19 protein-coding genes and 2 tRNA genes are annotated in these 23,912 nt (G+C 71.7%); 14 read left to right on the top strand and 7 right to left on the bottom strand.

Annotation, left to right across the window (positions count from 1 at the left end):
- Window positions 1-338 precede the first annotated feature (338 nt).
- The 8 genes from dnaN (at window position 339) to AC4OXY_RS26050 (ending at window position 10,298) form a co-directional block, all read left to right on the top strand.
- Complete coding sequence (gene dnaN / locus AC4OXY_RS26015; RefSeq protein WP_071374904.1) at window positions 339-1,469, top strand: DNA polymerase III subunit beta; 1,131 nt, start codon at window positions 339-341, stop codon at window positions 1,467-1,469.
- Between the two features lie 181 nt (window positions 1,470-1,650).
- Entirely contained in the window at window positions 1,651-2,526 is an 876-nt protein-coding gene (gnd, locus tag AC4OXY_RS26020; RefSeq protein ID WP_356025881.1) for a phosphogluconate dehydrogenase (NAD(+)-dependent, decarboxylating), read from the top strand.
- 39 nt (window positions 2,527-2,565) lie between these two features.
- Window positions 2,566-3,687: a DNA replication/repair protein RecF gene (gene recF, locus AC4OXY_RS26025; protein WP_491991145.1), complete on the top strand. Its 1,122-nt coding sequence runs from the start codon at window positions 2,566-2,568 to the stop codon at window positions 3,685-3,687.
- A complete protein-coding gene (locus AC4OXY_RS26030) occupies window positions 3,684-4,232 on the top strand; it encodes a DciA family protein (protein ID WP_356025886.1) in 549 nt (182 codons plus the stop codon). The genes recF and AC4OXY_RS26030 overlap by 4 nt, the downstream gene beginning before the upstream one ends.
- Window positions 4,233-4,606: 374 nt before the next feature.
- On the top strand, window positions 4,607-6,715 hold the full coding sequence (gyrB, locus tag AC4OXY_RS26035; RefSeq protein ID WP_356025888.1) for a DNA topoisomerase (ATP-hydrolyzing) subunit B: 2,109 nt from the start codon (window positions 4,607-4,609) through the stop codon (window positions 6,713-6,715).
- 42 nt (window positions 6,716-6,757) lie between these two features.
- Window positions 6,758-9,355 (top strand): DNA gyrase subunit A, encoded by a 2,598-nt coding sequence (gene gyrA, locus AC4OXY_RS26040; protein WP_356025891.1) that lies wholly within the window; start codon window positions 6,758-6,760, stop codon window positions 9,353-9,355.
- A 19-nt stretch (window positions 9,356-9,374) separates the two neighbouring features.
- Window positions 9,375-10,109: a DUF3566 domain-containing protein gene (locus AC4OXY_RS26045; protein WP_356025893.1), complete on the top strand. Its 735-nt coding sequence runs from the start codon at window positions 9,375-9,377 to the stop codon at window positions 10,107-10,109.
- A gap of 112 nt (window positions 10,110-10,221) precedes the next feature.
- Window positions 10,222-10,298, top strand: a tRNA-Ile gene (locus AC4OXY_RS26050).
- A 211-nt stretch (window positions 10,299-10,509) separates the two neighbouring features.
- Here the strand turns inward: AC4OXY_RS26050 and AC4OXY_RS26055 are convergent.
- Window positions 10,510-14,637, bottom strand: coding sequence for an nSTAND1 domain-containing NTPase (locus tag AC4OXY_RS26055; protein ID WP_491991146.1), 4,128 nt, complete (start codon window positions 14,635-14,637; stop codon window positions 10,510-10,512).
- Window positions 14,638-15,240: 603 nt separating this feature from the next.
- Between AC4OXY_RS26055 and AC4OXY_RS26060 the strand changes: the two genes are divergently transcribed.
- A complete protein-coding gene (locus AC4OXY_RS26060; RefSeq protein WP_491991147.1) occupies window positions 15,241-15,705 on the top strand; it encodes a hypothetical protein in 465 nt (154 codons plus the stop codon).
- Between the two features lie 242 nt (window positions 15,706-15,947).
- Complete coding sequence (locus tag AC4OXY_RS26065; protein ID WP_356025900.1) at window positions 15,948-16,142, top strand: ferredoxin; 195 nt, start codon at window positions 15,948-15,950, stop codon at window positions 16,140-16,142.
- Here AC4OXY_RS26065 and AC4OXY_RS26070 read toward each other — a convergent pair.
- The gene (locus AC4OXY_RS26070) at window positions 16,120-16,923 is read right to left on the bottom strand and encodes a glycosyltransferase family 2 protein (protein ID WP_356025902.1); all 804 of its coding nucleotides are present in this window, start codon (window positions 16,921-16,923) and stop codon (window positions 16,120-16,122) included. The genes AC4OXY_RS26065 and AC4OXY_RS26070 overlap by 23 nt on opposite strands.
- 192 nt (window positions 16,924-17,115) lie before the next feature.
- On the bottom strand, window positions 17,116-17,466 hold the full coding sequence (locus AC4OXY_RS26075; RefSeq protein ID WP_356025904.1) for a DUF6344 domain-containing protein: 351 nt from the start codon (window positions 17,464-17,466) through the stop codon (window positions 17,116-17,118).
- A gap of 348 nt (window positions 17,467-17,814) precedes the next feature.
- On the opposite strand from AC4OXY_RS26075, the gene AC4OXY_RS26080 reads away from it, so the two are divergent.
- Together AC4OXY_RS26080 and AC4OXY_RS26085 are read left to right on the top strand one after the other, a co-directional pair.
- Window positions 17,815-17,943: a DLW-39 family protein gene (locus AC4OXY_RS26080; RefSeq protein WP_003999697.1), complete on the top strand. Its 129-nt coding sequence runs from the start codon at window positions 17,815-17,817 to the stop codon at window positions 17,941-17,943.
- Window positions 17,944-18,208: 265 nt separating this feature from the next.
- Window positions 18,209-19,603 carry a hypothetical protein gene (locus AC4OXY_RS26085; RefSeq protein ID WP_491991148.1) on the top strand — a complete coding sequence of 465 codons (1,395 nt, stop codon included), beginning with the start codon at window positions 18,209-18,211 and terminating at the stop codon, window positions 19,601-19,603.
- Here the strand turns inward: AC4OXY_RS26085 and AC4OXY_RS26090 are convergent.
- Together AC4OXY_RS26090 and AC4OXY_RS26095 are read right to left on the bottom strand one after the other, a co-directional pair.
- The gene (locus AC4OXY_RS26090; RefSeq protein WP_491991149.1) at window positions 19,567-20,994 is read right to left on the bottom strand and encodes a serine/threonine-protein kinase; all 1,428 of its coding nucleotides are present in this window, start codon (window positions 20,992-20,994) and stop codon (window positions 19,567-19,569) included. The two genes, AC4OXY_RS26085 and AC4OXY_RS26090, sit on opposite strands and share 37 nt — an antisense overlap.
- A 143-nt stretch (window positions 20,995-21,137) precedes the next feature.
- Entirely contained in the window at window positions 21,138-21,686 is a 549-nt protein-coding gene (locus AC4OXY_RS26095; RefSeq protein WP_356025911.1) for a helix-turn-helix domain-containing protein, read from the bottom strand.
- Window positions 21,687-21,867: 181 nt separating this feature from the next.
- Here AC4OXY_RS26095 and AC4OXY_RS26100 point away from each other — a divergent pair.
- Window positions 21,868-21,940 (top strand) — tRNA-Ala (locus AC4OXY_RS26100).
- A gap of 85 nt (window positions 21,941-22,025) precedes the next feature.
- Here the strand turns inward: AC4OXY_RS26100 and AC4OXY_RS26105 are convergent.
- Together AC4OXY_RS26105 and AC4OXY_RS26110 are read right to left on the bottom strand one after the other, a co-directional pair.
- Window positions 22,026-22,178: a hypothetical protein gene (locus tag AC4OXY_RS26105; RefSeq protein ID WP_362820679.1), complete on the bottom strand. Its 153-nt coding sequence runs from the start codon at window positions 22,176-22,178 to the stop codon at window positions 22,026-22,028.
- A gap of 244 nt (window positions 22,179-22,422) precedes the next feature.
- Window positions 22,423-23,121 (bottom strand): DUF5324 family protein, encoded by a 699-nt coding sequence (locus tag AC4OXY_RS26110; RefSeq protein WP_356025915.1) that lies wholly within the window; start codon window positions 23,119-23,121, stop codon window positions 22,423-22,425.
- A gap of 162 nt (window positions 23,122-23,283) precedes the next feature.
- Here AC4OXY_RS26110 and AC4OXY_RS26115 point away from each other — a divergent pair, with 162 nt between their 5' ends.
- A complete protein-coding gene (locus AC4OXY_RS26115; protein ID WP_491991150.1) occupies window positions 23,284-23,814 on the top strand; it encodes a peptidylprolyl isomerase in 531 nt (176 codons plus the stop codon).
- Window positions 23,815-23,912 lie beyond the last annotated feature (98 nt).

The raw sequence follows: 23,912 nt of genomic DNA on the forward strand, positions 1-23,912 counted from the left end.
CTTTCTGTTCTCCACAGAGACACCTGGTTGTCCACCGCCTCCGCCCACAGGGCCAGTGGACAAAATTTCGCCTCTGAGCTGGGCAAACGTGGTTATCCACGGTATCCACAGGCCCTACTACTACTCCCGACTAGAGAGAGCTCGGGAATCGTTTTGAAGCGGGTTCTGTGCACAACTCGCTGTCTCGAGCCCGGCTGCCTCTCGGAGCGACTTGACCCCGACGGGCACCTACTGTCAGTGCGGTGCGTCAGACTGGTCCCCGGTGTCCTGCCCTCCGCAGTGGGCGGTGACACCGAGTCGGAGGACTCAGAAGCAACAGCAGCAGGAGGCGGCTTACGGTGAAGATCCGGGTGGAACGCGACGTACTCGCGGAGGCAGTGGCGTGGGCGGCACGCAGCCTCCCGGCCCGTCCGCCGGCGCCTGTCCTCGCCGGCCTTCTCCTCAAGGCCGAGGACGGCCAGCTGAGCCTGTCGAGCTTCGACTACGAGGTCTCCGCTCGCGTGAGCGTCGAGTCCGAGGTCGAGGAGGAGGGCACGGTCCTCGTCTCCGGCCGTCTGCTCGCCGACATCTCGCGCGCTCTGCCCAACCGCCCGGTGGAGATTTCCACAGACGGTGTACGGGCGACCGTGGTCTGTGGATCCTCCCGGTTCACCCTGCACACCCTGCCGGTGGAGGAGTACCCGGCGCTGCCGCAGATGCCGAACGCCACCGGCACCGTCCCCGGCGAGGTCTTCGCGGCCGCCGCGTCCCAGGTGGCCATCGCCGCCGGCCGTGACGACACGCTGCCCGTCCTCACCGGTGTGCGCATCGAGATCGAGGGCGACACGGTCACCCTGGCCTCCACCGACCGCTACCGCTTCGCGGTCCGCGAGTTCCTGTGGAAGCCGGAGAACCCCGAGGCCTCGGCGGTCGCCCTGGTCCCGGCCAAGACGCTGCTGGACACCGCCAAGTCGCTCGGCGCCGGTGACACCGTCACGCTGGCGCTGTCCGGTTCGGGCGCGGGCGAGGGCCTGATCGGTTTCGAGGGCGCGGGGCGGCGTACGACCACGCGTCTGCTCGAAGGCGACCTGCCGAAGTACCGCACGCTGTTCCCGACCGAGTTCAACTCCGTCGCCGTGATCGAGACCGCGCCCTTCGTGGAGGCCGTCAAGCGTGTGGCGCTGGTGGCCGAGCGGAACACCCCGGTGCGGCTGAGCTTCGAGCAGGGCGTGCTGATCCTGGAGGCGGGCTCCAGCGACGACGCACAGGCTGTGGAAAGGGTCGACGCGCAGCTGGAGGGCGACGACATCTCGATCGCCTTCAACCCGACCTTCCTTCTGGACGGTCTGAGCGCGATCGACTCCCCGGTGGCCCAGCTGTCGTTCACGACGTCCACGAAGCCGGCGCTGCTCAGCGGCAAGCCGGCGCTGGACGCGGAGGCGGACGACGCGTACAAGTACCTGATCATGCCGGTGCGGCTCAGCGGCTGACCGTCGTCCACAGCGCCGGGTGCCCCTGTGGGTACCCGGCGCTGGTGACCGGCGAGGACGGCGGCCGGGGTTTCCGCAGGTGAGCGCGTATGCCCACAGCTGTGCACGAGGGGCCGGGACTAGGCTCGGACCGGGTACGCAGGTGCCCCTCACGCCACACAGCAACCTAAGGAACCAACTGATGGAGCTCGGTCTCGTCGGCCTCGGCAAGATGGGCGGCAACATGCGCGAGCGGATTCGCCGCGCGGGTCACACCGTCATCGGATACGACCGCAACGCGGACCTCGCGGACGTCCACAGCCTGGAAGAGCTTGTGGGCAAGCTCAGCGGCCCGCGCGTGGTCTGGGTGATGGTGCCGGCCGGCGAGCCGACCCAGTCGACCGTCGACCAGCTCGCCGAACTGCTGGAGCCGGGCGACGTGGTCGTGGACGGCGGCAACTCCCGCTGGACCGACGACGAGAAGCACGCCGAGGAGCTGGCGGCCAAGGGCATAGGTTTCGTCGACTGCGGCGTCTCCGGCGGCGTCTGGGGCCTGGAGAACGGCTACGCGCTGATGTACGGCGGCGACGCCGAGCACGTCGCGAAGGTGCAGCCGGTCTTCGACGCGCTCAAGCCCGAGGGCGACTTCGGCTCGGTGCACGCCGGCAAGGTCGGCGCGGGCCATTTCGCGAAGATGGTCCACAACGGCATCGAGTACGCGATGATGCAGGCCTACGCCGAGGGCTGGGAGCTGCTGGAGAAGGTCGACTCCGTCACGGACGTCCGTGAGGTCTTCCGCTCCTGGCAGGAGGGCACGGTCATCCGCTCCTGGCTGCTCGACCTCGCCGTGAACGCGCTCGACGAGGACGAGCACCTTCAGGGCCTGCGCGGTTATGCACAGGACTCCGGTGAGGGACGCTGGACTGTGGAAGCCGCGATCGACAACGCGGTGCCGCTGCCCGCGATCACCGCGTCGCTGTTCGCGCGGTTCGCCTCCCGCCAGGAGGACTCGCCGCAGATGAAGATGATCGCCGCGCTGCGCAACCAGTTCGGCGGTCACGCCGTAGAGAAGAAGTAGTTCAGGGATCCGGGGATCGGGAAGGCCGGCGGAACGATCATGCACGTCACGCATCTTTCGCTGGCCGACTTCCGCTCGTACGCCCGGGCCGAGGTTCCGCTCGACCCGGGCGTCACCGCCTTCGTAGGCCCCAACGGCCAGGGCAAGACGAACCTGGTCGAGGCCGTCGGGTATCTGGCGACGCTGGGCAGCCACCGGGTCGCCTCCGACGCGCCTCTGGTCCGCATGGGGGCCGAGCGGGCCGTCGTACGGGCGCAGGTCCGCCAGGACGAGCGGCAGCAACTGGTCGAGCTGGAGCTGAACCCCGGCAAGGCCAACCGCGCCCGCATCAACCGGTCCTCGCAGGTCAGGCCCCGCGACATCCTCGGTATCGTGCGCACGGTCCTGTTCGCGCCCGAGGACCTCGCCCTCGTCAAGGGCGACCCGGGCGAGCGGCGGCGCTTCCTCGACGAGCTGATCACCGCGCGGTCGCCGCGGATGGCGGGTGTGCGGTCCGACTACGAGCGGGTGCTCAAGCAGCGCAACACGCTGCTGAAGAGCGCCGCCCTCGCGCGGCGGCACGGCGGGCGGTCCATGGACTTGTCCACGCTGGACGTGTGGGACCAGCATCTCGCGCACGAGGGTGCCGAGCTGCTGGCCCGGCGGCTGGACCTGATCGCCGCGCTCCAGCCGCTCGCGGACAAGGCGTACGAGCAGCTGGCCCCCGGCGGCGGGCCGCTCGCGCTGGAGTACCGTCCGTCGGCGCCCGGTGAGGCGCACACGCGCGAGGAGCTGTACGCCCAGCTCATGGCGGCGCTGGCCGACGCCCGCAAGCAGGAGATCGAGCGCGGGGTGACCCTGGTGGGGCCCCACCGCGACGACCTCGTCCTCAAGCTCGGCGAGCTGCCCGCGAAGGGGTACGCCTCGCACGGCGAGTCCTGGTCGTACGCGCTCGCCCTGCGGCTGGCCTCCTACGACCTGCTGCGCGCCGAGGGCAACGAGCCGGTGCTGGTGCTGGACGACGTCTTCGCCGAGTTGGACGCGCGCCGGCGGGAGCGGCTGGCCGAACTGGTCGCGCCGGGCGAGCAGGTGCTGGTGACGGCGGCCGTGGACGACGACGTACCGGATGTCCTGGTGGGCGCGCGGTACGTGGTGTCCGGCGGGACGGTGGAGCGCGTATGAGCACCGGGGAGCCCGGCCCGAAGGCGCCGAAGAAGAGCGCGGAGGAACCCTCCGGCGTCGACCTCGCGCGCGTGGCGTTGCGCGCGGCGAAGGAGCAGGCACGCGCGCGAGGGGACGCGGCCCGGCAGAAGAAGCAGGCCCGGCGGGGCGGCGGGCTGCGCTCCGGCGCGCGTGCCGACGGCCGGGACCCGATGGCGCTGGGTGCCGCGATCAACCGGCTGCTGACCGAGCGCGGCTGGGAGACCCCGGCGGCGGTGGGCGGGGTGATGGGCCGCTGGCCGCAGATCGTCGGCGAGGACCTGGCCAAGCACTGTGTGCCGCAGCGCTACGACGAGGACGAGCGCGTGCTGGTCGTGGCCTGTGACTCGACGGCCTGGGCGACCCAGCTGCGCCATCTCGCGCCCGCGCTGGTCGCGCGGCTCAACGAGGATCTGGGGCACGGCACCGTACGGATGATCAAAGTGCTCAATCCGGGCGGTCCGGCCCGCCGCTACGGGCCGCTGAGGGCTCCGGGGAGCACCGGACCCGGCGATACGTACGGGTGACGTACCTCACGTCTTGAGGTTCCGTGGCGGGGCGGTCGCACCCCTGCCGCGCCCCTTGTCGTGCCTCCACGCGCGCGTGTGCCACGCCTTCTGACCCCCCAGTAGCCAAGGGTTGACGGCCCGAAGCGCTGAGTGCCGCTGTGAGCCGCTTGGAGCCCCCATCCGTATATCGGGACCCGGCCGAGGATGGTTCAGGGCGGCACATGGGGACTCAGGTACCGGCAAACCCCCATCGATGTCAGCGCTACCGGTAGACTGGGAGCCAATCCCGCCCCAACGTGGGGACCGCCCGGGAAAAGCTGAGCAACGCTGATCAAGGCTTACCAACGCAACATGCCGCAGCCGCTCCGGCAACCCGCCGACGAGCTTGGTTCGTGCTGTGCCAGAAAGGGCGCTTCGTGGCCGATTCCGGCAACCCCAACGAGAACATCCCGTCCACCGACGCCGGCGTGCACGGCGAGGCCCCCGAGGCCCCTGTGAGCGGCGAGGCCACCGACTCCGGCGCGGCCTCCGCCTCCTACGACGCCAGCGCCATCACCGTGCTCGAAGGGCTGGACGCGGTCCGCAAGCGACCCGGTATGTACATCGGCTCGACCGGCGAGCGCGGTCTGCACCACCTGGTGTACGAGGTCGTCGACAACTCCGTCGACGAGGCGCTGGCGGGCTACGCGGACACCATCGACGTCACGATCCTGCCCGACGGCGGCGTGCGCGTCGTCGACAACGGCCGCGGCATCCCGGTCGGCATCGTGGCCTCCGAGGGCAAGCCGGCCGTCGAGGTCGTGCTGACCGTGCTGCACGCGGGCGGCAAGTTCGGCGGCGGCGGCTACGCGGTCTCCGGCGGTCTGCACGGCGTCGGCGTCTCCGTCGTGAACGCCCTGTCGACCAAGGTCTCCGTCGAGATCAAGACCGACGGGTACCGCTGGACGCAGGACTACAAGCTCGGCGTCCCGACGGCCCCCCTCGACCGGCACGAGGCCACGGACGAGACCGGTACCTCGGTCACCTTCTGGGCCGACCCGGACATCTTCGAGACCACCGAGTACTCCTTCGAGACGCTGTCCCGGCGCTTCCAGGAGATGGCCTTCCTCAACAAGGGCCTGACGCTCCGGCTCACCGACGAGCGCGAGTCGGCGAAGGCCACGTCCGGCGCGGACGAGGCGGGTGCGGACGAGAAGGCCGAGGTCAAGGCGGTCACGTACCACTACGAGGGCGGCATCGTCGACTTCGTGAAGTACCTCAACTCCCGCAAGGGAGAGGCGGTGCACAACACCGTCATCGACCTGGAGGCCGAGGACAAGGACAAGAGCCTGTCCCTTGAGGTCGCGATGCAGTGGAACAGCGGCTACAGCGAGGGCGTGTACTCGTTCGCCAACATCATCCACACCCACGAGGGCGGTACGCACGAGGAGGGCTTCCGCGCGGCCCTCACCAGCCTCATCAACAAGTACGCGCGCGACAAGAAGCTGCTGCGCGAGAAGGACGACAACCTCACCGGTGACGACATCCGCGAGGGTCTGACCGCGATCATCTCGGTCAAGCTGAGCGAGCCGCAGTTCGAGGGCCAGACGAAGACCAAGCTGGGCAACACGGAGGCCAAGACCTTCGTGCAGAAGGCGGTCTACGAGCACCTCAACGACTGGCTGGACCGCAACCCGGTCGAGGCCGCGGACATCGTCCGCAAGGGCATCCAGGCGGCCACCGCGCGCGTGGCGGCCCGCAAGGCCCGCGACCTGACCCGCCGCAAGGGCCTGCTGGAGTCGGCGTCCCTGCCCGGCAAGCTGTCCGACTGCCAGTCGAACGACCCCATCAAGTGCGAGATCTTCATCGTCGAGGGTGACTCCGCCGGCGGCTCGGCCAAGTCCGGCCGCAACCCGCAGTACCAGGCGATCCTCCCGATCCGCGGCAAGATCCTCAACGTGGAGAAGGCCAGGATCGACAAGATCCTGCAGAACCAGGAGATCCAGGCGCTGATCTCGGCCTTCGGCACGGGTGTGCACGAGGACTTCGACATCGAGAAGCTCCGCTATCACAAGATCATCCTGATGGCGGACGCCGACGTCGACGGCCAGCACATCAACACCCTGCTGCTGACCTTCCTGTTCCGCTTCATGCGGCCGCTGGTCGAGGCCGGGCACGTGTTCCTCTCCCGTCCTCCGCTCTACAAGATCAAGTGGGGCCGGGACGAGGTCGAGTACGCCTACTCGGACCGCGAGCGCGACGCGCTGCTGGAGATGGGCCGTCAGCGCGGAAAGCGCGTCAAGGAGGACTCGATCCAGCGCTTCAAGGGCCTCGGCGAGATGAACGCCGAGGAGCTGCGCGTGACCACGATGGACCAGGAGCACCGGGTCCTCGGCCAGGTCACCCTCGACGACGCCGCCCAGGCCGACGACCTGTTCTCGGTGCTGATGGGCGAGGACGTCGAGGCCCGGCGCCAGTTCATCCAGCGCAACGCCAAGGACGTCCGCTTCCTCGACATCTGAGTCGGTCTCAGCTGACCGCACCAGGAAGGATCTTCACCAGCAATGGCCGACGAGAACACCCCGCAGACTCCCGAGACCGAGGCCGGCGACGCCGTACTGCGCGTCGAGCCCGTCGGGCTTGAGACGGAGATGCAGCGCTCGTACCTGGACTACGCGATGTCCGTCATCGTGTCCCGCGCGCTGCCCGACGTCCGGGACGGCCTCAAGCCCGTCCACCGGCGCGTGCTGTACGCGATGTACGACGGCGGCTACCGCCCCGAGCGCGGCTTCTACAAGTGCGCGCGCGTGGTCGGCGACGTCATGGGCAACTACCACCCGCACGGCGACAGTTCGATCTACGACGCCCTGGTGCGCCTCGCCCAGCCGTGGTCGATGCGGATGCCGCTGGTGGACTCCAACGGCAACTTCGGCTCCCCGGGCAACGACCCGGCGGCCGCCATGCGCTACACCGAGTGCAAGATGGCGCCGCTGTCGATGGAGATGGTCCGCGACATCGACGAGGAGACCGTCGACTTCACGGACAACTACGACGGCCGCTCCCAGGAGCCGACCGTCCTGCCCTCCCGGTTCCCGAACCTGCTGATCAACGGCTCGGCAGGCATCGCGGTCGGCATGGCGACCAACATCCCGCCGCACAACCTGCGCGAGGTCGCGGCCGGCGCCCAGTGGTACCTGGAGAACCCGGAGGCCTCGCACGAGGAGCTGCTCGACGCCCTCATCGAGCGCATCAAGGGCCCGGACTTCCCGACCGGCGCGCTGGTGGTGGGCCGCAAGGGCATCGAGGAGGCGTACCGCACCGGGCGCGGTTCGATCACGATGCGCGCGGTGGTCGAGGTCGAGGAGATCCAGGGCCGCCAGTGCCTGGTCGTCACCGAACTGCCGTACCAGGTCAACCCGGACAACCTGGCGCAGAAGATCGCCGACCTGGTGAAGGACGGCAAGATCGGCGGCATCGCGGACGTCCGTGACGAGACCTCGTCGCGCACGGGCCAGCGGCTCGTCATCGTCCTCAAGCGGGACGCGGTCGCCAAGGTCGTGCTGAACAACCTGTACAAGCACACCGACCTCCAGACGAACTTCGGCGCGAACATGCTGGCGCTGGTCGACGGCGTCCCGCGCACCCTCTCGCTGGACGCGTTCATCCGGCACTGGGTGACGCACCAGATCGAGGTCGTCGTCCGCCGCACCCGCTTCCGGCTGCGCAAGGCCGAGGAGCGCGCGCACATCCTTCGCGGTCTGCTGAAGGCGCTGGACGCGATCGACGAGGTCATCGCGCTGATCCGGCGCAGCGAGACCGTCGAGGTCGCGCGCACGGGCCTGATGGGCCTGCTGGAGATCGACGAGATCCAGGCCAACGCGATCCTGGAGATGCAGCTGCGGCGCCTCGCGGCCCTGGAGCGGCAGAAGATCGTCCAGGAGCACGACGAACTCCAGGCGAAGATCACCGAGTACAACGGGATCCTGGCCTCGCCGGTCCGCCAGCGCGGGATCGTCAGCGAGGAACTGGCCGCGATCGTCGAGAAGTACGGCGACGACCGCAAGACCATGCTGGTGCCCTACGACGGCGACATGTCCATCGAGGACCTGATCGCCGAGGAGGACATCGTCGTCACCGTCTCGCGCGGCGGCTACGTCAAGCGCACGAAGACGGACGACTACCGGGCGCAGAAGCGCGGCGGCAAGGGCGTGCGCGGCACGAAGCTGAAGGAAGACGACATCGTCGACCACTTCTTCGTCTCCACCACGCACCACTGGCTGCTGTTCTTCACCAACAAGGGCCGGGTGTACCGGGCGAAGGCGTACGAGCTGCCCGAGGCCGGCCGGGACGCGCGCGGCCAGCACGTGGCCAACCTGCTCGCCTTCCAGCCGGACGAGGCGATCGCCGAGATCCTGGCCATCCGGGACTACGAGGCGGCGCCGTACCTGGTGCTCGCCACCAAGTCCGGTCTGGTCAAGAAGACGCCTCTGAAGGATTACGATTCGCCCCGCTCCGGCGGCGTGATCGCGATCAATCTGCGCGAGCGCGAGGACGGCAGCGACGACGAACTGATCGGCGCCGAGCTGGTCTCGGCCGACGACGATCTGCTTCTGATCAGCAAGAAGGCACAGTCGATCCGCTTCACCGCCACCGACGACTCGCTGCGCCCGATGGGCCGCGCCACCTCCGGTGTCAAGGGCATGAGTTTCCGCGAGGGCGATGAACTTCTGTCGATGAATGTGGTGCGACCCGGTACGTTCGTGTTCACTGCCACCGACGGCGGGTACGCGAAGCGGACCGTCGTCGACGAGTACCGCGTCCAGGGCCGCGGCGGCCTCGGCATCAAGGCCGCCAAGATCGTGGAGGACCGCGGCTCGCTCGTCGGGGCGCTGGTCGTCGAGGAGAGCGACGAGATCCTCGCGATCACGCTCTCCGGCGGTGTGATTCGTACGCGAGTCAGCGAGGTCAGGGAGACGGGCCGTGACACCATGGGCGTCCAACTGATCAACCTGGGCAAGCGCGATGCCGTGGTCGGTATCGCACGTAACGCCGAGGCCGGACGCGAGGCGGAGGAGGTCGACGGCGAGGACGTCGTCGACGAGACCGCCGAGGGTGCCGAGGCCACCGGCACGGACGAGGGTGAGGCGCCCTCGGCCGAGTAGGCACGAGGAGTGAGTCATCGTGAGCGGAGCCACGGGCGCCGGATCGGCCGGTACCTCCACGGGTACGGAATCGGACGGCGGCGGCCGTGGCTCCGCCGCGCGTGGCGGGAGCGCGAGCGACCCGCACACGACCAACCTGAAGCCGGTGAAGGACTCCGGGACTCCGGGCAGGGCTTCTTCCGGCACGTCGGCACCCCAGGGGGGAACTGTGACGGACACCCGAGGCCCGGCCCCGGTCGGCGAGCCGCAGCCCGCGTCGCCGCTCCCTCACGAGCGCACCCCGGAGCAGCCCTCGGGGCCGTACCACCCGCCGCAGGCCTACCCGGCGCAGGCGCCCGCCGGTGCGGTGCGCCGGCCGCGCACCGGGGTGCGGACGACGCCGCGCACCCGCAAGGCGCGGCTGCGGGTCGCCAAGGCCGACCCGTGGTCGGTGATGAAGGTCAGCTTCCTGCTCTCCATCGCGCTCGGCATCTGCACGATCGTCGCCTCGGCGGTGCTGTGGATGGTCATGGACGCGATGGGCGTGTTCTCGACGGTCGGCGGCACGATCTCGGAGGCGACCGGGTCGAACGAGGCGAACGGCTTCGACCTGCAGTCGTTCCTGTCCCTCCCGCACGTCCTGACGTTCACGACGATCATCGCGGTCATCGACGTGGTGCTGGCCACGGCGCTCGCGACGCTCGGCGCGTTCATCTACAACCTCTCCGCGGGCTTCGTGGGCGGCATCGAGCTGACCCTCGCCGAGGACGAGTGATCCGCCCGGCAGCACGCTTGTGACGGTCCCCCGACAACCGATTTTGGGACTGACGTGGTCGTGCGCTAATCTTCAGGAGTCAGCGCGCGGGACACACACCGCAAAGCGCGGCGGGGCTATAGCTCAGTTGGTTAGAGCGCATCCCTGATAAGGATGAGGCCACAGGTTCAAATCCTGTTAGCCCCACCAGCATGAAGGCCCCCGGTCCACTGGACCGGGGGCCTTCGGCGTTCCCGGGTGTGGTGGGGGCGCCCCGCGTGAGCGAAGGTGAACGAACGCGAACGAAAAAGACCCGACCGCTGGCGACGGGGGATGCACCAGCGATCGGGTTATGGCCAAGGATAACAAGGTTGAGCGGATTACGGGGCCAAGTCGGCCGGGAATCAGGCAGGTTGGCCGATCATCGACCGCACGGGGGGTCGTAGGAGAGGCGCGGGAGGTACTCGTGCCACTTCTGCGGGGTCAGGACGCCCCGGGTGACGGCACAGATGTGGCTGATCGCCGCGTCGTCGTCCAGGCTCCACAGGCGGAGCGTGTCGGTGCCGCTGGAGACCCCGAGGACGTTGCCCCGGGCGCTGAACGACAGGAACGTGCCCGATCTGGCGTTGGGGCTCATCGACTGGCCGATCGGGGTCGCCGAGGCGGGGCGGACCACGTTCCACAGGCGGACCGTGTTGTCGTTGCCGCCGCTGACCAGCGCGTGCCCGTTCGGGCTGAACGTCAGCAGCTTGACCGCCTCGGTGTGGCCGGTGAGCGGCGCGCCCAGCTCGGTCGCCGAGGCCGGGTCGGTGACGTTCCACAGGCGGACCGTGTCGTCGTCACTGCCGCTGGCCAGAACGTGCCCGTCCGGGCTGAAGGCGATCGTGTTGACCGGACCGGAGTGCTTCCTGAGCAGGCCGAGCGAGGAGGGGCGGGCCGGGTCGGTGACGTTCCACAGGCGGATCGTGTCGTCCGCGCTGCCGGAGGCCAGTGTGCGGCCGTCGGGGCTGAAGGCGATCGAGTTGATGAAGCCCCGGTGGCCGGTCAGCGGTTTGCCGAGCGCGACCGGGTGCGCGGGGTCGGTGATGTTCCACAGCCGGATGGTGGTGTCGTTGTAGGCGGTGGCCAGGGTGTGGCCGTCGGGGCTGAAGGAGAGCGTGAAGGGGCCCGCGAAGCGTGTCCGCAGGGCGATGTGCGGTCCGGCGGCGACCGGGTGGGCCGGGTCGGCGACGTTCCACAGGTATACGGACTGGTCGTGGGTCAGCACGGCGAGGATGCGGCCGTCGGGGGAGAACCGCATCGCACGATGGCCGCCGTCCCCCGGCATGAACGGTGCGCTCAGGCGCACCGGCCGGCTGGGCCGCATCACGTTCCACAGCCGGAGCCTGCCGTCCCGCGCCGCCGTGACCAGCACCTGTCCGTCCGGCCGGAACGCGCCGCCGCGGCCGATGATGTCCGAGGTCGGCAGCGACCACAGGCGCACCCTGCTGTCACCGCTGCCGGTGGCGAGGGTCCGCCCGTCGGGGCTGAACCCCAGGGCGTACATCTCGCCGCTGCTGCCCGCGAGCGGCTCCCCGACCTGGGACGGTGACGACGGATCGGTCAGGTTCCACAGGCTGGCCGTGCTGTCCGCGCTCGCGGCGGCGAGCCGGCTGCCGTCCGGGCTGAAGGCGACCGACCAGATCGGACCGGTGTGCCCGGTCAGCGGCGCGCCGAGCGAGGAGGGGCGGGCGGGGTCGGTGACGTTCCACAGGCGGACCGTGTCGTCCGCGCTGCCGGAGGCGAGGGTGTGCCCGTCGGGGCTGAACGCCACCGAGTGCACGAGGTCCGTGTGGCCTTCGAGGGCCGTGCCGTACTGCCGTGCGTGGCGCGGGTCGGACACGTCCCACAACAGGATCCTGTCGTCGTCACCGCCCGCCGCCAGGGTGTGCCCGTCGGGGCTCCAGGCCACGCTGCGCACGGCGGCGGTGTGCCCGCGCAGGACGTCGGTCTGCCGCGGCCGGTGCGGGTCGGCCACGTCCCACAGCCGTACGGTGTGGTCCTCGCTCGCGCTGGCCAGCGTCCGGCCGTCGGGGCTGAAGGCGATCAGGTAGATCGTGCCCTTGTGGCCGGTCAGCGGCCTGCCCAGCGACACCGGGTGGGCCGGGTCGGCGACGTTCCACAGCCGGATCGTGCCGTCGTCGCCGGCGCTGGCCAGGGTCTTGCCGTCGGGGCTGAAGACCGCGCTGCTCACCCAGCTGGTGTGGCCGGTCAGCGGCTTGCCCAGGGGGCTCGGTCGGCTCCGGTCGGCCACGTTCCACAGCCGCACCGTCCGGTCGTAGCTGGCCGTGGCCAGGGTCCTGCCGTCGGGGCTGAAGGTGGTGAGGTAGACGGCGCCGGTGTGGCCGGTCAGCGGGGTGGCCAGCGGGGCGTTCACGATCGAGATCAGCCTGCTGTACGTCCCCTCGTCGCCCGGGCGCAGCCGGTGCGCGACCATGTCGAGCTGGGCGGACAGGGAGGGATCGGTGTGCTGGACCCGGTCGGCCTCGGCGAGGATCTGCTCGAAGACGGCGTCGTCCCGCTGCTGCCGGGCGATGACCGCCGACCCGCCGGCCACCAGGGCCAGCACGACCAGCGCGGCCACCGCGGCCCGGCTCAGCCACACCGAGCGCCGGCGCAGCCGGACCGAGGCGGCCAGGAACTCCACCGCGCTGCGGGTGAGGACGGTGTCACCGGCGGAGCGGGCCCAGGCGCGGGCCTGCTCCAGCCGGGAGCCCCGGTAGAGCAGCGAGCTGTCCCGGCCCGAGTCCTCCCAGGACCGGCCGTCCTCCTCCAGCCGCTGGCGCAGCAGATGGTCGTTGCGGTTGTCGTCGATCCAGTGCCGCAGCCGGGGCCAGGCGTGCAGCAGCGCCTCGTGGGTGATCTCCACGGTGTCCGCGTCCAGCGTCACCAGCCGGGCCCGCACCAGGGCCTCCAGCGACTCCTCCGTCTTGCCGGGGTCGGCCGACTCCGCCGCGAGCTGGCGCCGGGTGCCGCGCCGGCGCGTGGCCTGGGTGTCCTCGCCGAGCCGGACCAGGCGCAGCAGGAGCAGCCGGGCCGCCGTACGGGCCGCGGGGTCGAGCCCGGACCAGGCGCGCTCGGCGGTCGCCGCGACCGCGCCCTGGATCCCGCCGGCCGCCCGGTAGCCGGCCAGGGTCAGCCGTCCGGCCTTGCGGCGCTGCCAGGTGGCGAGCAGGGCGTGCGAGAGCAGCGGGAGCACGCCCGCGTCGTGCGCTCCGCGCGGGCCGTCGGCGCTCACCTCGCGCACGATCAGCTCGGCGAGCCCCGGCTCCAGCTCCAGGCCGACCGCCTTGGCCGGGCCGGTCACCGCGTCGCGCAGCTCGCCGCTGGTCAGCGGGCCGAGCACCATGTGCCGGTGCTGGAGGGCGTCGGCGAGCTCCGGATAGCCGAGGCACTGCTCGTAGAAGTCGGCCCGTATGCCGAGCACGACGACGACCGGGGCGGGGCCGTCCGCCCCGGCGGGCGAGGTGCAGACGGCGTGCAGCAGCTGGATGAAGGTACGGCGGTCCGCCTCGTCGGGGCAGAGGGTGAACGCCTCCTCGAACTGGTCGATGATGACGACCGGGCGGGGGCCCGGGGCCGGAGCGCCCGAGGGCTCGCCGTCGGGCAGCCCCTCGGCGGGCGCCTCTCCGTGTGTCTCCCGGCGTGCCCAGGCCGCGGCCGCCTCGCGTGCCGCCCGGGCGATCCGGGGCGTGTCGCAGCCGGGGGCGGCGGGGTTGCGCGTCGCCTCCCGCTCGGCCTCGCGCGCGGTGGCGGCGACCTGGCCCAGCTCGGGGACGCGGTCGACCAGCGCGCCCAGCGGATCGGCGCCCGGGACCAGCTGGAGCACGGTGCCCTCCCCCGGACCTCGTCCGGCAGAGCCCCCGTCCCGCTGCGCTCGTCCGGGCCGGCCCGCCACCGGGGCGCCGTCCCGCAGCGCGGGCACCAGACCGGCGTTGAGCAGCGACGACTTGCCCGCTCCCGAAGCACCCACGAGCATCACCAGGCCGCCGGTGCGCTCGGCGGCGTTCAGCTGCTCGACGAGCGCGCCCGTGCTGCGCTCCCGGCCGAAGAACCAGCGGGCGTCCTCCTGCCGGTACGGGGCCAGCCCTCGGTAGGGGCAGACGCCGCCGGTGACCGGCGGGGCCTGGGCCGGTGGCCGCTGGTCCTCCTCGGCGGGCGGTGCGGGCCGGTCGCCGACCGGGTCGGCCAGCGCGCGCTCCCACAGGCGCTGCCAGTGCGTGAGGTCGTACAGGCCGGTGGAGACCGGTGCGGGCCGCAGCCGGCGGGCCTCCGGGATCAGGATGTGGAGCACGGCCGCGAGGGCGGTGAACTGGGCCGGTACGTTCCTGGCCCGGCGCCAGTCGCTGATCCGCTGCGCGGACACGCGCACGGGCCGGCCGCGTTCGTCGACCCGCTGGAGCCGTACGACCGCCTCGGCGACGCTCTTGAGGGGAGGGTTTCCGGCCTCCTTGTACAGCAGCGCGAGGCGCTCGGCGAAAGCTGTGCGTGTCCCTGAGTCGGAACTCAAGGTCCCTCCCCTTTTCTTTCCCCCCGCATCTGGATGTCCGGACCGGAAAACTCACCCTATACGCCTGACCTGCGCGGAAGCACTGCACCGGACGCCGCAGCCTCCTCCCGGGGGACAACAGATGGCAGGATCCGGACCGGGTAGCGGAGCCGTCACACACCGTCCGGACAGGCCATCGGGCTGATATCCGGAGATACGGATCGGGTCGCCGAAGGATCTCGGCCAACTTCCACCGAGAGCGGGCGAGCGGGCTCCGCAGTAGGCAGGGAGCGGCTGTGGAGCGTCGCGTGTTCCCGCGACCAGTCCGGCAACCGGCTTCCCGTCCACGGCCCGTGGCGAGCCGACGCGCCACGGGTCGTCAGCCCCGCACCGCTCGGCACCGGTCCCCACGAGGGGAGGGACCGGTGCCGAGCGGGCGGCGAACTCATACCGGACTCACACGGTTCGCCGTTGCGCGGACATGCTCACAGATCACCCGAATCGGCCCTGCACGTGTCGCCCGGGGCGGGGCTGCCGTGTGCGTGCGCTCCGGACGGGCATGGTTATCTGACGCTCCGTCAGATAGTGTGCGCTCCGCCGGCTGTTCCCGAAGGGGTGAGAGTCATGGAGAAACGTCCCCCGTGCCCGCCCGGTGCTCCGCGCTGGGTCGCGATGTTCCGCCCGCCCGCACAGGACTCCTGGACCGTGGGGGCCGAGTCCCCGGACCGGGGGCCCGTGCTGTACGCCGTCGCGGACATGACACGGACCGTGCGGGCGCGCGGCGAGGAGGTGACGGTCGCGCTGTGGGGGCCGGAGAACGGTGCCTGGCGCCTCTTCGACGCCCCGGCCGGCCGGGCGCCCGCCGCTCCCGCCGACGGGCCCGCGCCCGGCGCCGCCGCACCGGCCGTGCTCGCGGAACGCATGACGGACCGCCGTCACCAGGTCCTGATGGCCGGCCTGGGCAAGGCGGGCCTGCACGATCTGAGCGCCGAGGACGGCGAGGCGGTCCGGGTACTGGCCGACCTGCTCGACGAGCCGACGGTGCGCCGGGTGGCCCACTGGCTCTCGGCCGCGGCCGGCCGGCCGTAGGGGGTGTCGTTCGGACCGTGCCGGCGGCGCGGGGCGCCGACTCGCTCCTCCGCCTCGCAGCTGCACGCTCCCCGCGCTCGGCTTCTCTCCGACTCTCGGCTTCTCCCCCACTCTCGGCTTCGGTCGAGCGGGAGGGGCCCCAGCGCGGGAGGGGCCCCACGGCCCCGCTCGGGTCGGCCGGGTTCAGGGCGCGGTCCGCGGGGCAGGGACGTCCTGGAAGCCAGCTGACGCCTGGAGGACGCATGAAGGTCTCCGTCGACCGCTCCCTGTGCTACGGCTCCGCCGAGTGCGCGTACCGGGCGCCGGACGTGTTCGCGTTCGAGGACGGGTACGGAGCCGTACGGCCCGGCCGCGCGGAGGCCGCGGACGCCCCCGAGGTCCGGGAGGCGGCCGAGCGGTGCCCCTCGCAGGCGATCAGGCTCCAGGAAGGGGCGTGACGGCGGGACTCACCGCGTCGGGCGGATAGGTCCAGCCGAGGTCCGCGAGTGCGCGGGCCCTGGCCTCCACCACCGCCGTCCGGGCCGCGCGCTCGGCGGGGTCGACGTGGGACGCCTGGCCCGTCATCTGGCCCTCCCACTTGCGGTACAGCAGGCCGACCTGCGCCGAGAACCAGCCGCGGCCGACCGCGTTCAGCGCGAGCAGCAGACCGGTGTCCTCGGACGCCGGCAGGGCCATCCAGCCGCCCAGGGCGGTCAGCAGGTCCCGGCGGACGCAGAGGGTCGCCGGGTGGACGGGCGGGCGGAAGCCGCCCCGCTTCCAGTGGTCGAGCACGACACCGCGTTCGAGCGGGCCCTCGGCCGGATCGCCGGGAAAACCCGCCGTGGAGCCGTCGGGCAGCAGGTCGAGGACCCGGGAGGTGGTCCAGGCGACGGTGCGGTCGGCCTCCAGCACGGCCAGGTCGCGGGCGAGCGCGCCCGGGGTGAGCCGGTCGTCGGCGTCCAGCACCTTCACGTACTCGCCCTCGGCGCGTGCCAGCGCGATCGTCCGGGCCGTACCGGGCCCGCCGGGACGGCCCTGACGGAAGCTCACGCGCGCGTCGTCCGGTACGTGGGGGCGGACCTCGTCCGTCGTCCCGTCCTCCTGGACCAGCCACTCCCACTCCCAGCCGGCGGGGAGCTTCTGTGCGCTCAGGGACGCGTAGGCGTCCGGCAGGAACCGGGCGGACGGGCCGTGGACAGCGGTGACAACGGTGACGCGCCGGGTCACGGCAGCACTCACCCCTTTACCTCTTCGGGAGCGTTGCCGGTCATCCTCGCAGGCGGCGCGGATGACGACAGCGCGAGACCCCCGGCCCGCCCGGCCGGGGGTTCTTCCGTCTCGACTGACTGCTTGGGGTACGCAAGTCGCCCTTGTGTCGTCGAGACGGCTGCGGTGCTGGTGCGCCGCGTCGAGCGGCGGGAGAACGGCGGGTCAGCAGTCGAGGGACGCCGACGAGGGATGGTCGGGGGCCGCGGCCGCGTTCTCCGCTTCCGTCGTGTCGAGGGGCCGGTGCCGGCAAGCCGGGGTCTTGCCGTGGGCCTCGGCCCGGATCCGTTGCTTCATCGTGGGGGGCAGTGCCCTGCCGTAGGACCAGGCCCAGTGGCTTTGCGCCGGGATCGTCGGGACGTTCTGTTCCGCGCTGTCCTTGCTCGGGGTCTCGGTGCGGGGAGCGGCCGCCGCGGTCGTGGCGGTCGCGGTGGTGACGAGTCCGAGCGCCGTGCACAGCGCGAGGAAGGCGGTGACGAAGGCGGTCCACAGCTTCATGACCTTGTTCTGGGTCATGGCCCCTCACTTTCGGGTTGGGCGATTTGCGTACTTTCCTCATGATGTGTATGAGCGACGCGAAGTGGTGGACCCCCGCCCGTGGCGCGTCGATGTTCCGATGAACACCACCCGGATGGCGGCAAGAGGGTCGGAGACTCCCAAAAGCCGGTGAGGGTGAGCGAAGAGGGAGCAAAGTAACGGACCGTGGAGGTGTGATCACCCTCCGATCGGATCGGCCCCGGACCTGGTCTATTGCGGCTCCGGGAGCGGCAGTTGAGCTCCGGCGCAGGTCACCGATCGATATCGGCCGGTGTGTATAGTCGGGCGCCAGAGGTCCCCTACGTCAAGGAAAGACGAGGTCGCGCGGTGAAGAAGCTGCTCCTGGTCGCACTGGCCGCCATCGGCGGGCTCCTCGTGTACCGCCAGATCCAGGCGGATCGCGCCGAGCAGGACCTGTGGACGGAGGCGACTGACTCCGTGCCCACGGGTTCGTGAGTGCCGAAACCAGAATCTGGACAGACCCCGGTCGCCGAAGCGGCCGGGGTTCTGCGTTTGCGGGGGCGCGCGGGGTGCGGTAGGCGTTCCGTGCACCCCGTCGTGTCGTCGCACGCCGACCGCCGGGCGATGCGGGGCGTTTCGGACGGCCGTACGCGTTCCCCGGATGGCGTGGGGCCGCGCGGGGCAGGATGGGCCACGGTCCGGTACGGCTCAGGGCGGGCCGTGGTCCGGTACGGCTAGCGACGACTGGGGAGGCCGGTACGTGCGGGGGCGAAGGCGGCGGACGGTGGGGCGGGCGGCGCTGCTGCCGGGGCTGAGCGTCGTGCTCGCCTCGTTCGCCCTGTTCGCGCCGCCCGGTGTGCCGGCGGCCGCCGCCGCGGGCGAGACGTCGTACGGCTTCGCGCCCGGCGCGCGTACGGTCGCGGGCGGCCAGGGCAGCGCGGACGCCGGCCGGCTGGAGCCCGGCGACGTCTACCGCAGCCCCCTGCCGGTCGCCGGCAGGCTCTCCTACCGGATCCGGCTGACGGCCGGCGACACGGCGTACGTCCCCGTCACCGCCGTACCTCCGGCGGACGCCACCGTCTCCAGCACCGACGGCATCAGCGTGACGGTCCAGGACGCGGCGGGCACGCAGTGCTCCTTCGCCTCCGCCCGCTTCGGCGCCGCGCTCAGTCCGCACCCGGTCACGGCACTGGGGGAGCGGGAGACGGGCAGGTCGCTGTGCCAGGGCGGCGGCACGTACTACGTGATCGTCCAGCGCCTCGGCACCGGCGGCTCCGGTACGACCACCGGTGCAATAGCCGGTACGACGGCCGGTACGACGCCCACGGCAGGTCCGGACCGGCCCTGGGACCTGGAGATCGCGCCCGCGACGGAACCGCGCACGGCGCGCGCCGAGGCCACCACCGCCCCGCGGACCTGGGACTCCGCCACCCCCGAGCCGCTCGCCGGCACCCCGCGGGAGCGGTCCGGCGGCACGGGCTTCGCCTCCGCCCGTGCGCTCGGCCAAGGCGTCTGGCGCACCGAACTGGTGCCGGGCGAGACCCGGTTCTACAAGGTGCCGCTCGACTGGGGCCGGCAACTGCACGCCTCCGCCGAACTGGGCGCCGCCGCGGGCCAGGGCTATGTCGGCGGCGCCCTGGACCTCTCCCTCCACAACCCGGTGCGCGGCACCGTCGAGGACACCGCCCTCGGCTACACCGGCACCGCCCGGCCCGCCGTCCTCGCCCCGGTCCCGCCCGTGGAGTACGCCAACCGCTACGCCGTCCCGGCCGCGGTGACCTCCGTCCGCTTCGCCGGGGACTACTACCTGGTGCTGCACCTCAGCGAGCGGCTGAGCGGCACCTTCGGGAGGGGGCCGTTCGCCGTGACCCTGCGGGTCCAGGTGTCCGGTCAGGCGCACGCGGGCCCGCAGTACGCCGGCCGGCCCGTGCCGGGGGACGTCTTCACGGTCACGGGACAGGACCGGGCGGCCGCGCTCACCGGGGCCACCGGGGCCACCGGGGGCGCGGGCGGCGGGGGCGGTGATCCCGTGCTGAAGCTGGTCGCGGCCGGCGGGATCGGCACGGGGACCCTGCTGCTCGCGGTGCTCGGCGGGTGGACGCTGGCGGCCCGCCGCACTCAGACGCGGGCCAGCGCCCAGAAACCCACCGCGTAACAGGCCAGCGCCAGCAGCAGGATCGGTACCGCCACCCTGGCCGACGGCCCGGGCCGCGGCCGGCTGCGCCGCGCCCGGCGCCCACGACGACCGTGCGCGGGGGCGGGCACCGGGGGAGCCGGGTCCCGGGCGGTGTACGACGCGGTGACCGACGGATCGATGGCGTACGGCTCCGGGTCCGGGGCCGGGTTCCCGTACGGATAGGGGTGCGGGTACGGCTGCGGGGTGGGGGACTCGGGCCGGGCCTGGGCAGGAAGGGGCGGGGGCGGGGCTGCCGGAGCGTGCGGGGAAGCGGCGTACGGCTCGGGGGCCGGGGTGTACGGCTGGGGAGCGGGGGTCTTCGGGGTTTCCGGGATATCAGGGGCTTCAGGGGTCCCGCGGGTCTCCTGGGGCGGGGGCAGCCGGAAGCTCCCGGTGTCCGACAGGGAGCCGGTGTCCGCGGACGGACCGCCGGCGCCGGTGTCGGTGTCGGTGTCCTGGGCCGGTTCGACGGCCACTCCGGAGGCCCTGGTGAGGGGGCCGTCGGGGCCGAACCCGGGGGGCAGCGGGCCGAGTTGGTCGAAGATCTCGATCAACTCGTCGTCGAGGTCCGGCTCCGGCAGGAGTTCGGTGGCCGCGGCGAGCGCCTTGCGAGCCCCCGTGGCGGTGCGGAAGCGCGTGGCCGGGTCGGGCTGGAGCAGGCCCGCGACGACCTGCCAGAGCGGTTCGGGTACGCCCTTGGGAGGTCCCGGCGTCCCGTGCTCGGTGAAGTACCGCACGAGCGCCTTGGCGTCCGGCTTGGCGCCTTCGAGGAGGTACAGGGCGACCAGACCCACGGCGAACAGGTCGGCCGGGAAGTCGGGGTCGGCGCCGAGCAGTTGCTCGGGCGCGAGGTAACCGGGCGTGCCCACCACGAGGTTGGTCTCCGTCAGGCGGGGTTCGCCGAGCCGCATGGCGATGCCGAAGTCGGACAGCCGCAGCCGGGGCCGGCCGGTGCCGGTGGCTTCGAGGAGGAGGTTGGCCGGCTTGATGTCCCGGTGGACGACGCCTTCGCCGTGGACGGCGGCGAGACCGGACAGCAACTGGTCGAGCAGGGTGCACACATAGCCCGGCGGCAGGGGGCCGTAGTCGCCGACCAGGTGGACCAGGGAGCCGCCGGCGACCAGGTCCATGGTGAACAGCACCTTGTCGTCGTCGGCGGCCCAGCTGGCCGGGGCGAGGACATGGGGATGGTCGATCCGTAAGGCCTGCTCGCGCACGAAGCGCAGCAGGGAGTGGGCGTCGCGCTGCTGGAGCACCTTGGCCGCCACATATCGCCGTCGGCGGTGGTCCCAGGCACGCCAGACGGCGCCCACGCCGCCGCGTCCGATCGGGTCGGCCAGCTCGTACCGGCCCGCGAAGACCTCACCCATGGCAGCCCGCCGCTCCTCCCCCTGGCTCCGCGATGTCCCCCGCCCGGTGTCCCCCGCCCGGTGTCCCCCGCCCGGTGTTACGCCCCCACTACCCCCCTGTCGCTCCCGCTATCCCCCGCCCCGCCCGTCTCTGTGCCCGCGGCTCAGTTCTGGTGGGACTGGTAGTGGGCGACGGCGTCGGAGGTGCGGCCGGCGCCGTAGACACGGAGGAACTCGGCGAGTTCGGGGTGGGCCGGGGCGAGGCTGTCCGCGGCGTCGATGATGTCGCCGGCGGCGGCCACCGAGCGCAGCAGCGACTGGATCTCGCGGACCACCCGCTTGACCGTCGGCGCACCCGAACCGCTCGTGGTCTGGGCGGTGTTGCTGAGCACGGATCCCCCCTGCGACTTCTTGATCTCTTCCATGCGGTCGGTCGCCTCGGCGGCGCTGACGCTGCCGTCGGCGACCTGGGCCGCCAGCTCCTGCAACATCTGCACCCGCTGGACCACGGCAGGATTGCCGATCTTGGCCCGCTGGCCGCTCATCAGCTGCGACAGCATCGGAGCGGACAGGCCGAGGACCGCCGCGAGACGGGCCTGGTTGAGGCCGAGATCGTCGATGAGCTTACGGAAGAGCGCCCCCAACGGCTCTCCGTACCAGTTCCGCTGGAGCTCCCGCGCTCTCGCGGTGGCTTCCTGCTGTGCGGCGTCCATTGCGTCTCCCCATCGCTTCCCCTGAATACCGCGGTTCGCTGTAGCGAACCACGCCGAGCATCTTACGGAGCGTGGTCATGCGCGGGGACCCCCAATCTTTTTGCGGGAACCCGGGGGTGACCCGGTACTCTGGTCTGCGGCACCCGCCGGGCAGCACTGCTCCGGCCGGGCGCTGCTTTCCGGGGCCTTAGCTCAGTTGGTAGAGCGCCGTCTTTGCATGGCGGATGTCAGGGGTTCGACTCCCCTAGGCTCCACTCGGTAAGTGCCCTCTGATCTGCGAAAACGCGGTTTCGGAGGGCATTTTTCGTCCCTCGTGGCAGTCGCCCGGCGTCCGTGTCGTCAGTGGCCCGGGCGATGCGGCCGCTGCCCGCCCGCGAGCCACAGGCCGGGCACCCGTCGGCCGGTGAGCCGGTGGCTGCCGCGCGGCGCCGGACAGGGGAGGCCGATGCCGGAGAGCAGGTGCCGCCCCCAGCGCGATCTCGCGGTGCTCACGGGGGCGCCGCTCCTCCTGGTGAGGCTGTTGGTCTCCTTGCGGCTGTCCGCCGAGCGCCCGTTCGCCGTCGGTATCCCGTTCGTGGTCGTCGCCTACGCCGGTGCGAACTCCCGCTGCCGGTCGCCTTGTTCCGCCGGACGGCTGGCGCCGGGTGTCTCCCGCCGTGGTTTCACGTGAAACGGGCCGTGGGACGGCGAGCGTACGGCTCACCGTCCCACGGCCCGTTACAGAGGGGGCGACGGGCTAGTCGTGGTCCTCCCCGTTCCCCTTGTCCTCGTCGGCCTGCTTGGCACGGACCTCGGGGTCCAGGGCGGAACCGTCGTTGTCCACCGAGGTGAGGTGGACCGGTTCGGGGACCTCGGTCGCGGCCGGCGGTTCGACCAGCCAGTCCGGGTTGGCCTGCTTGTCCCACCACTTCCAGGCCGCGAAGGCGCCACCGGCCAGCAGGGCCAGCACGGCCAGCCCCTTGAGGGCACGGGCACCCCGGCAGCGGCGCGCGTTCCTGCGGGCCAGCTTGTGGATGTCCTCGGCCGAGACCTGCCCGCGCAGCGCGGCCAGGGCGGCGGCGCCCCGGGCAGCGGCCTCGTCGTACACCGGGCCGGCCGCGGCCACGGCCTGCTCGATCCTCGGGCGCGAGTACTCGGCGGCCTGCCGGGCGGCCTTGCGGGTGCGGACGGCGGCCTCCTGTGCGGCCAGGTCCACCTTCGGCGGCACATGCGCACGGGCCTGCTCCAGACGCGGGGCGAGCCGGGCGTCGTACTGGACGCGGGCCTGTTCGGCGGCCTGCGACATCACCGGCGCCAGCCGTACGCGTGCCTCCTGGGCGTAGAGCGCGGCACGCTCCTTGGCCGTGTCGGCGTAGGGCGCCACCACTTCCGCGGCGTGCAGCACGCTGTCCTTCGCCGAGCCGGTCGCGGCGCGCACGCTGTCGATGCGGGTCACGGGATCCTCCTCCATCGGTGGCGTACGGTATTTCGACTTTCCACCCTTTTACGGATCATGCCTGCCAACGGCCTGCCCGGCATGCGAGGGCAGGCATATGGGTGCCCACCGCAGGGTCGTGCGAGGATCTGGGGGTCACACGAAGACAACGGAAGGCAGATCGTGGCTGAGCAGCTGTACGCCACCCTGAAGACCAACCGCGGCGACATCGAGGTCCAGCTTTTCCCGAACCACGCCCCCGCGACGGTCCGCAACTTCGTCGAGCTGGCCAAGGGTGAGCGCGAGTGGAAGCACCCCAAGACCGGTGAGAAGAGCACCACGCCGCTCTACGACGGCACGATCTTCCACCGCGTCATCAGCGGTTTCATGATCCAGGGCGGTGACCCGCTGGGCAGCGGCATAGGCGGCCCCGGCTACCAGTTCGCGGACGAGTTCCACCCGGACCTGTCCTTCGACCGGCCGTTCCTGCTGGCCATGGCCAACGCCGGCCCGGGCACCAACGGCTCGCAGTTCTTCATCACCGTCTCCCCGACGGCATGGCTGACTCGCAAGCACACCATCTTCGGTGAGGTCACGGACAAGGCCAGCCAGGCCGTCGTCCAGGCCATCGCGGACGTCAAGACTGGTCGCAACGACCGTCCGGCCGACGACGTCGTCATCGAGTCCGTCGTCATCGAGACGCGCGAAGGCTGATCAAGGCCGTCCCCTCGTGGGGAACCAAACGCCCCGCTCGTCCGTACCAAGGGTGAGCGGGGCGGGGCATTGCCGGGCGCAGGCCTACGACGAGCAAG

Source organism: Streptomyces sp. HUAS MG56 (assembly GCF_058673395.1).

Coding starts and splice junctions, on each gene's coding strand:
- AC4OXY_RS26095 (WP_356025911.1), bottom strand. CDS start 21,686: ATGGACGCCGCACAGCAGGAAGCCACCGCGAGAGCGCGGGAGCTCCAG.
- gyrA (WP_356025891.1), top strand. CDS start 6,758: ATGGCCGACGAGAACACCCCGCAGACTCCCGAGACCGAGGCCGGCGAC.
- AC4OXY_RS26090 (WP_491991149.1), bottom strand. CDS start 20,994: ATGGGTGAGGTCTTCGCGGGCCGGTACGAGCTGGCCGACCCGATCGGA.
- AC4OXY_RS26030 (WP_356025886.1), top strand. CDS start 3,684: ATGAGCACCGGGGAGCCCGGCCCGAAGGCGCCGAAGAAGAGCGCGGAG.
- AC4OXY_RS26060 (WP_491991147.1), top strand. CDS start 15,241: ATGGAGAAACGTCCCCCGTGCCCGCCCGGTGCTCCGCGCTGGGTCGCG.
- AC4OXY_RS26065 (WP_356025900.1), top strand. CDS start 15,948: ATGAAGGTCTCCGTCGACCGCTCCCTGTGCTACGGCTCCGCCGAGTGC.
- gnd (WP_356025881.1), top strand. CDS start 1,651: ATGGAGCTCGGTCTCGTCGGCCTCGGCAAGATGGGCGGCAACATGCGC.
- AC4OXY_RS26075 (WP_356025904.1), bottom strand. CDS start 17,466: ATGACCCAGAACAAGGTCATGAAGCTGTGGACCGCCTTCGTCACCGCC.
- recF (WP_491991145.1), top strand. CDS start 2,566: ATGCACGTCACGCATCTTTCGCTGGCCGACTTCCGCTCGTACGCCCGG.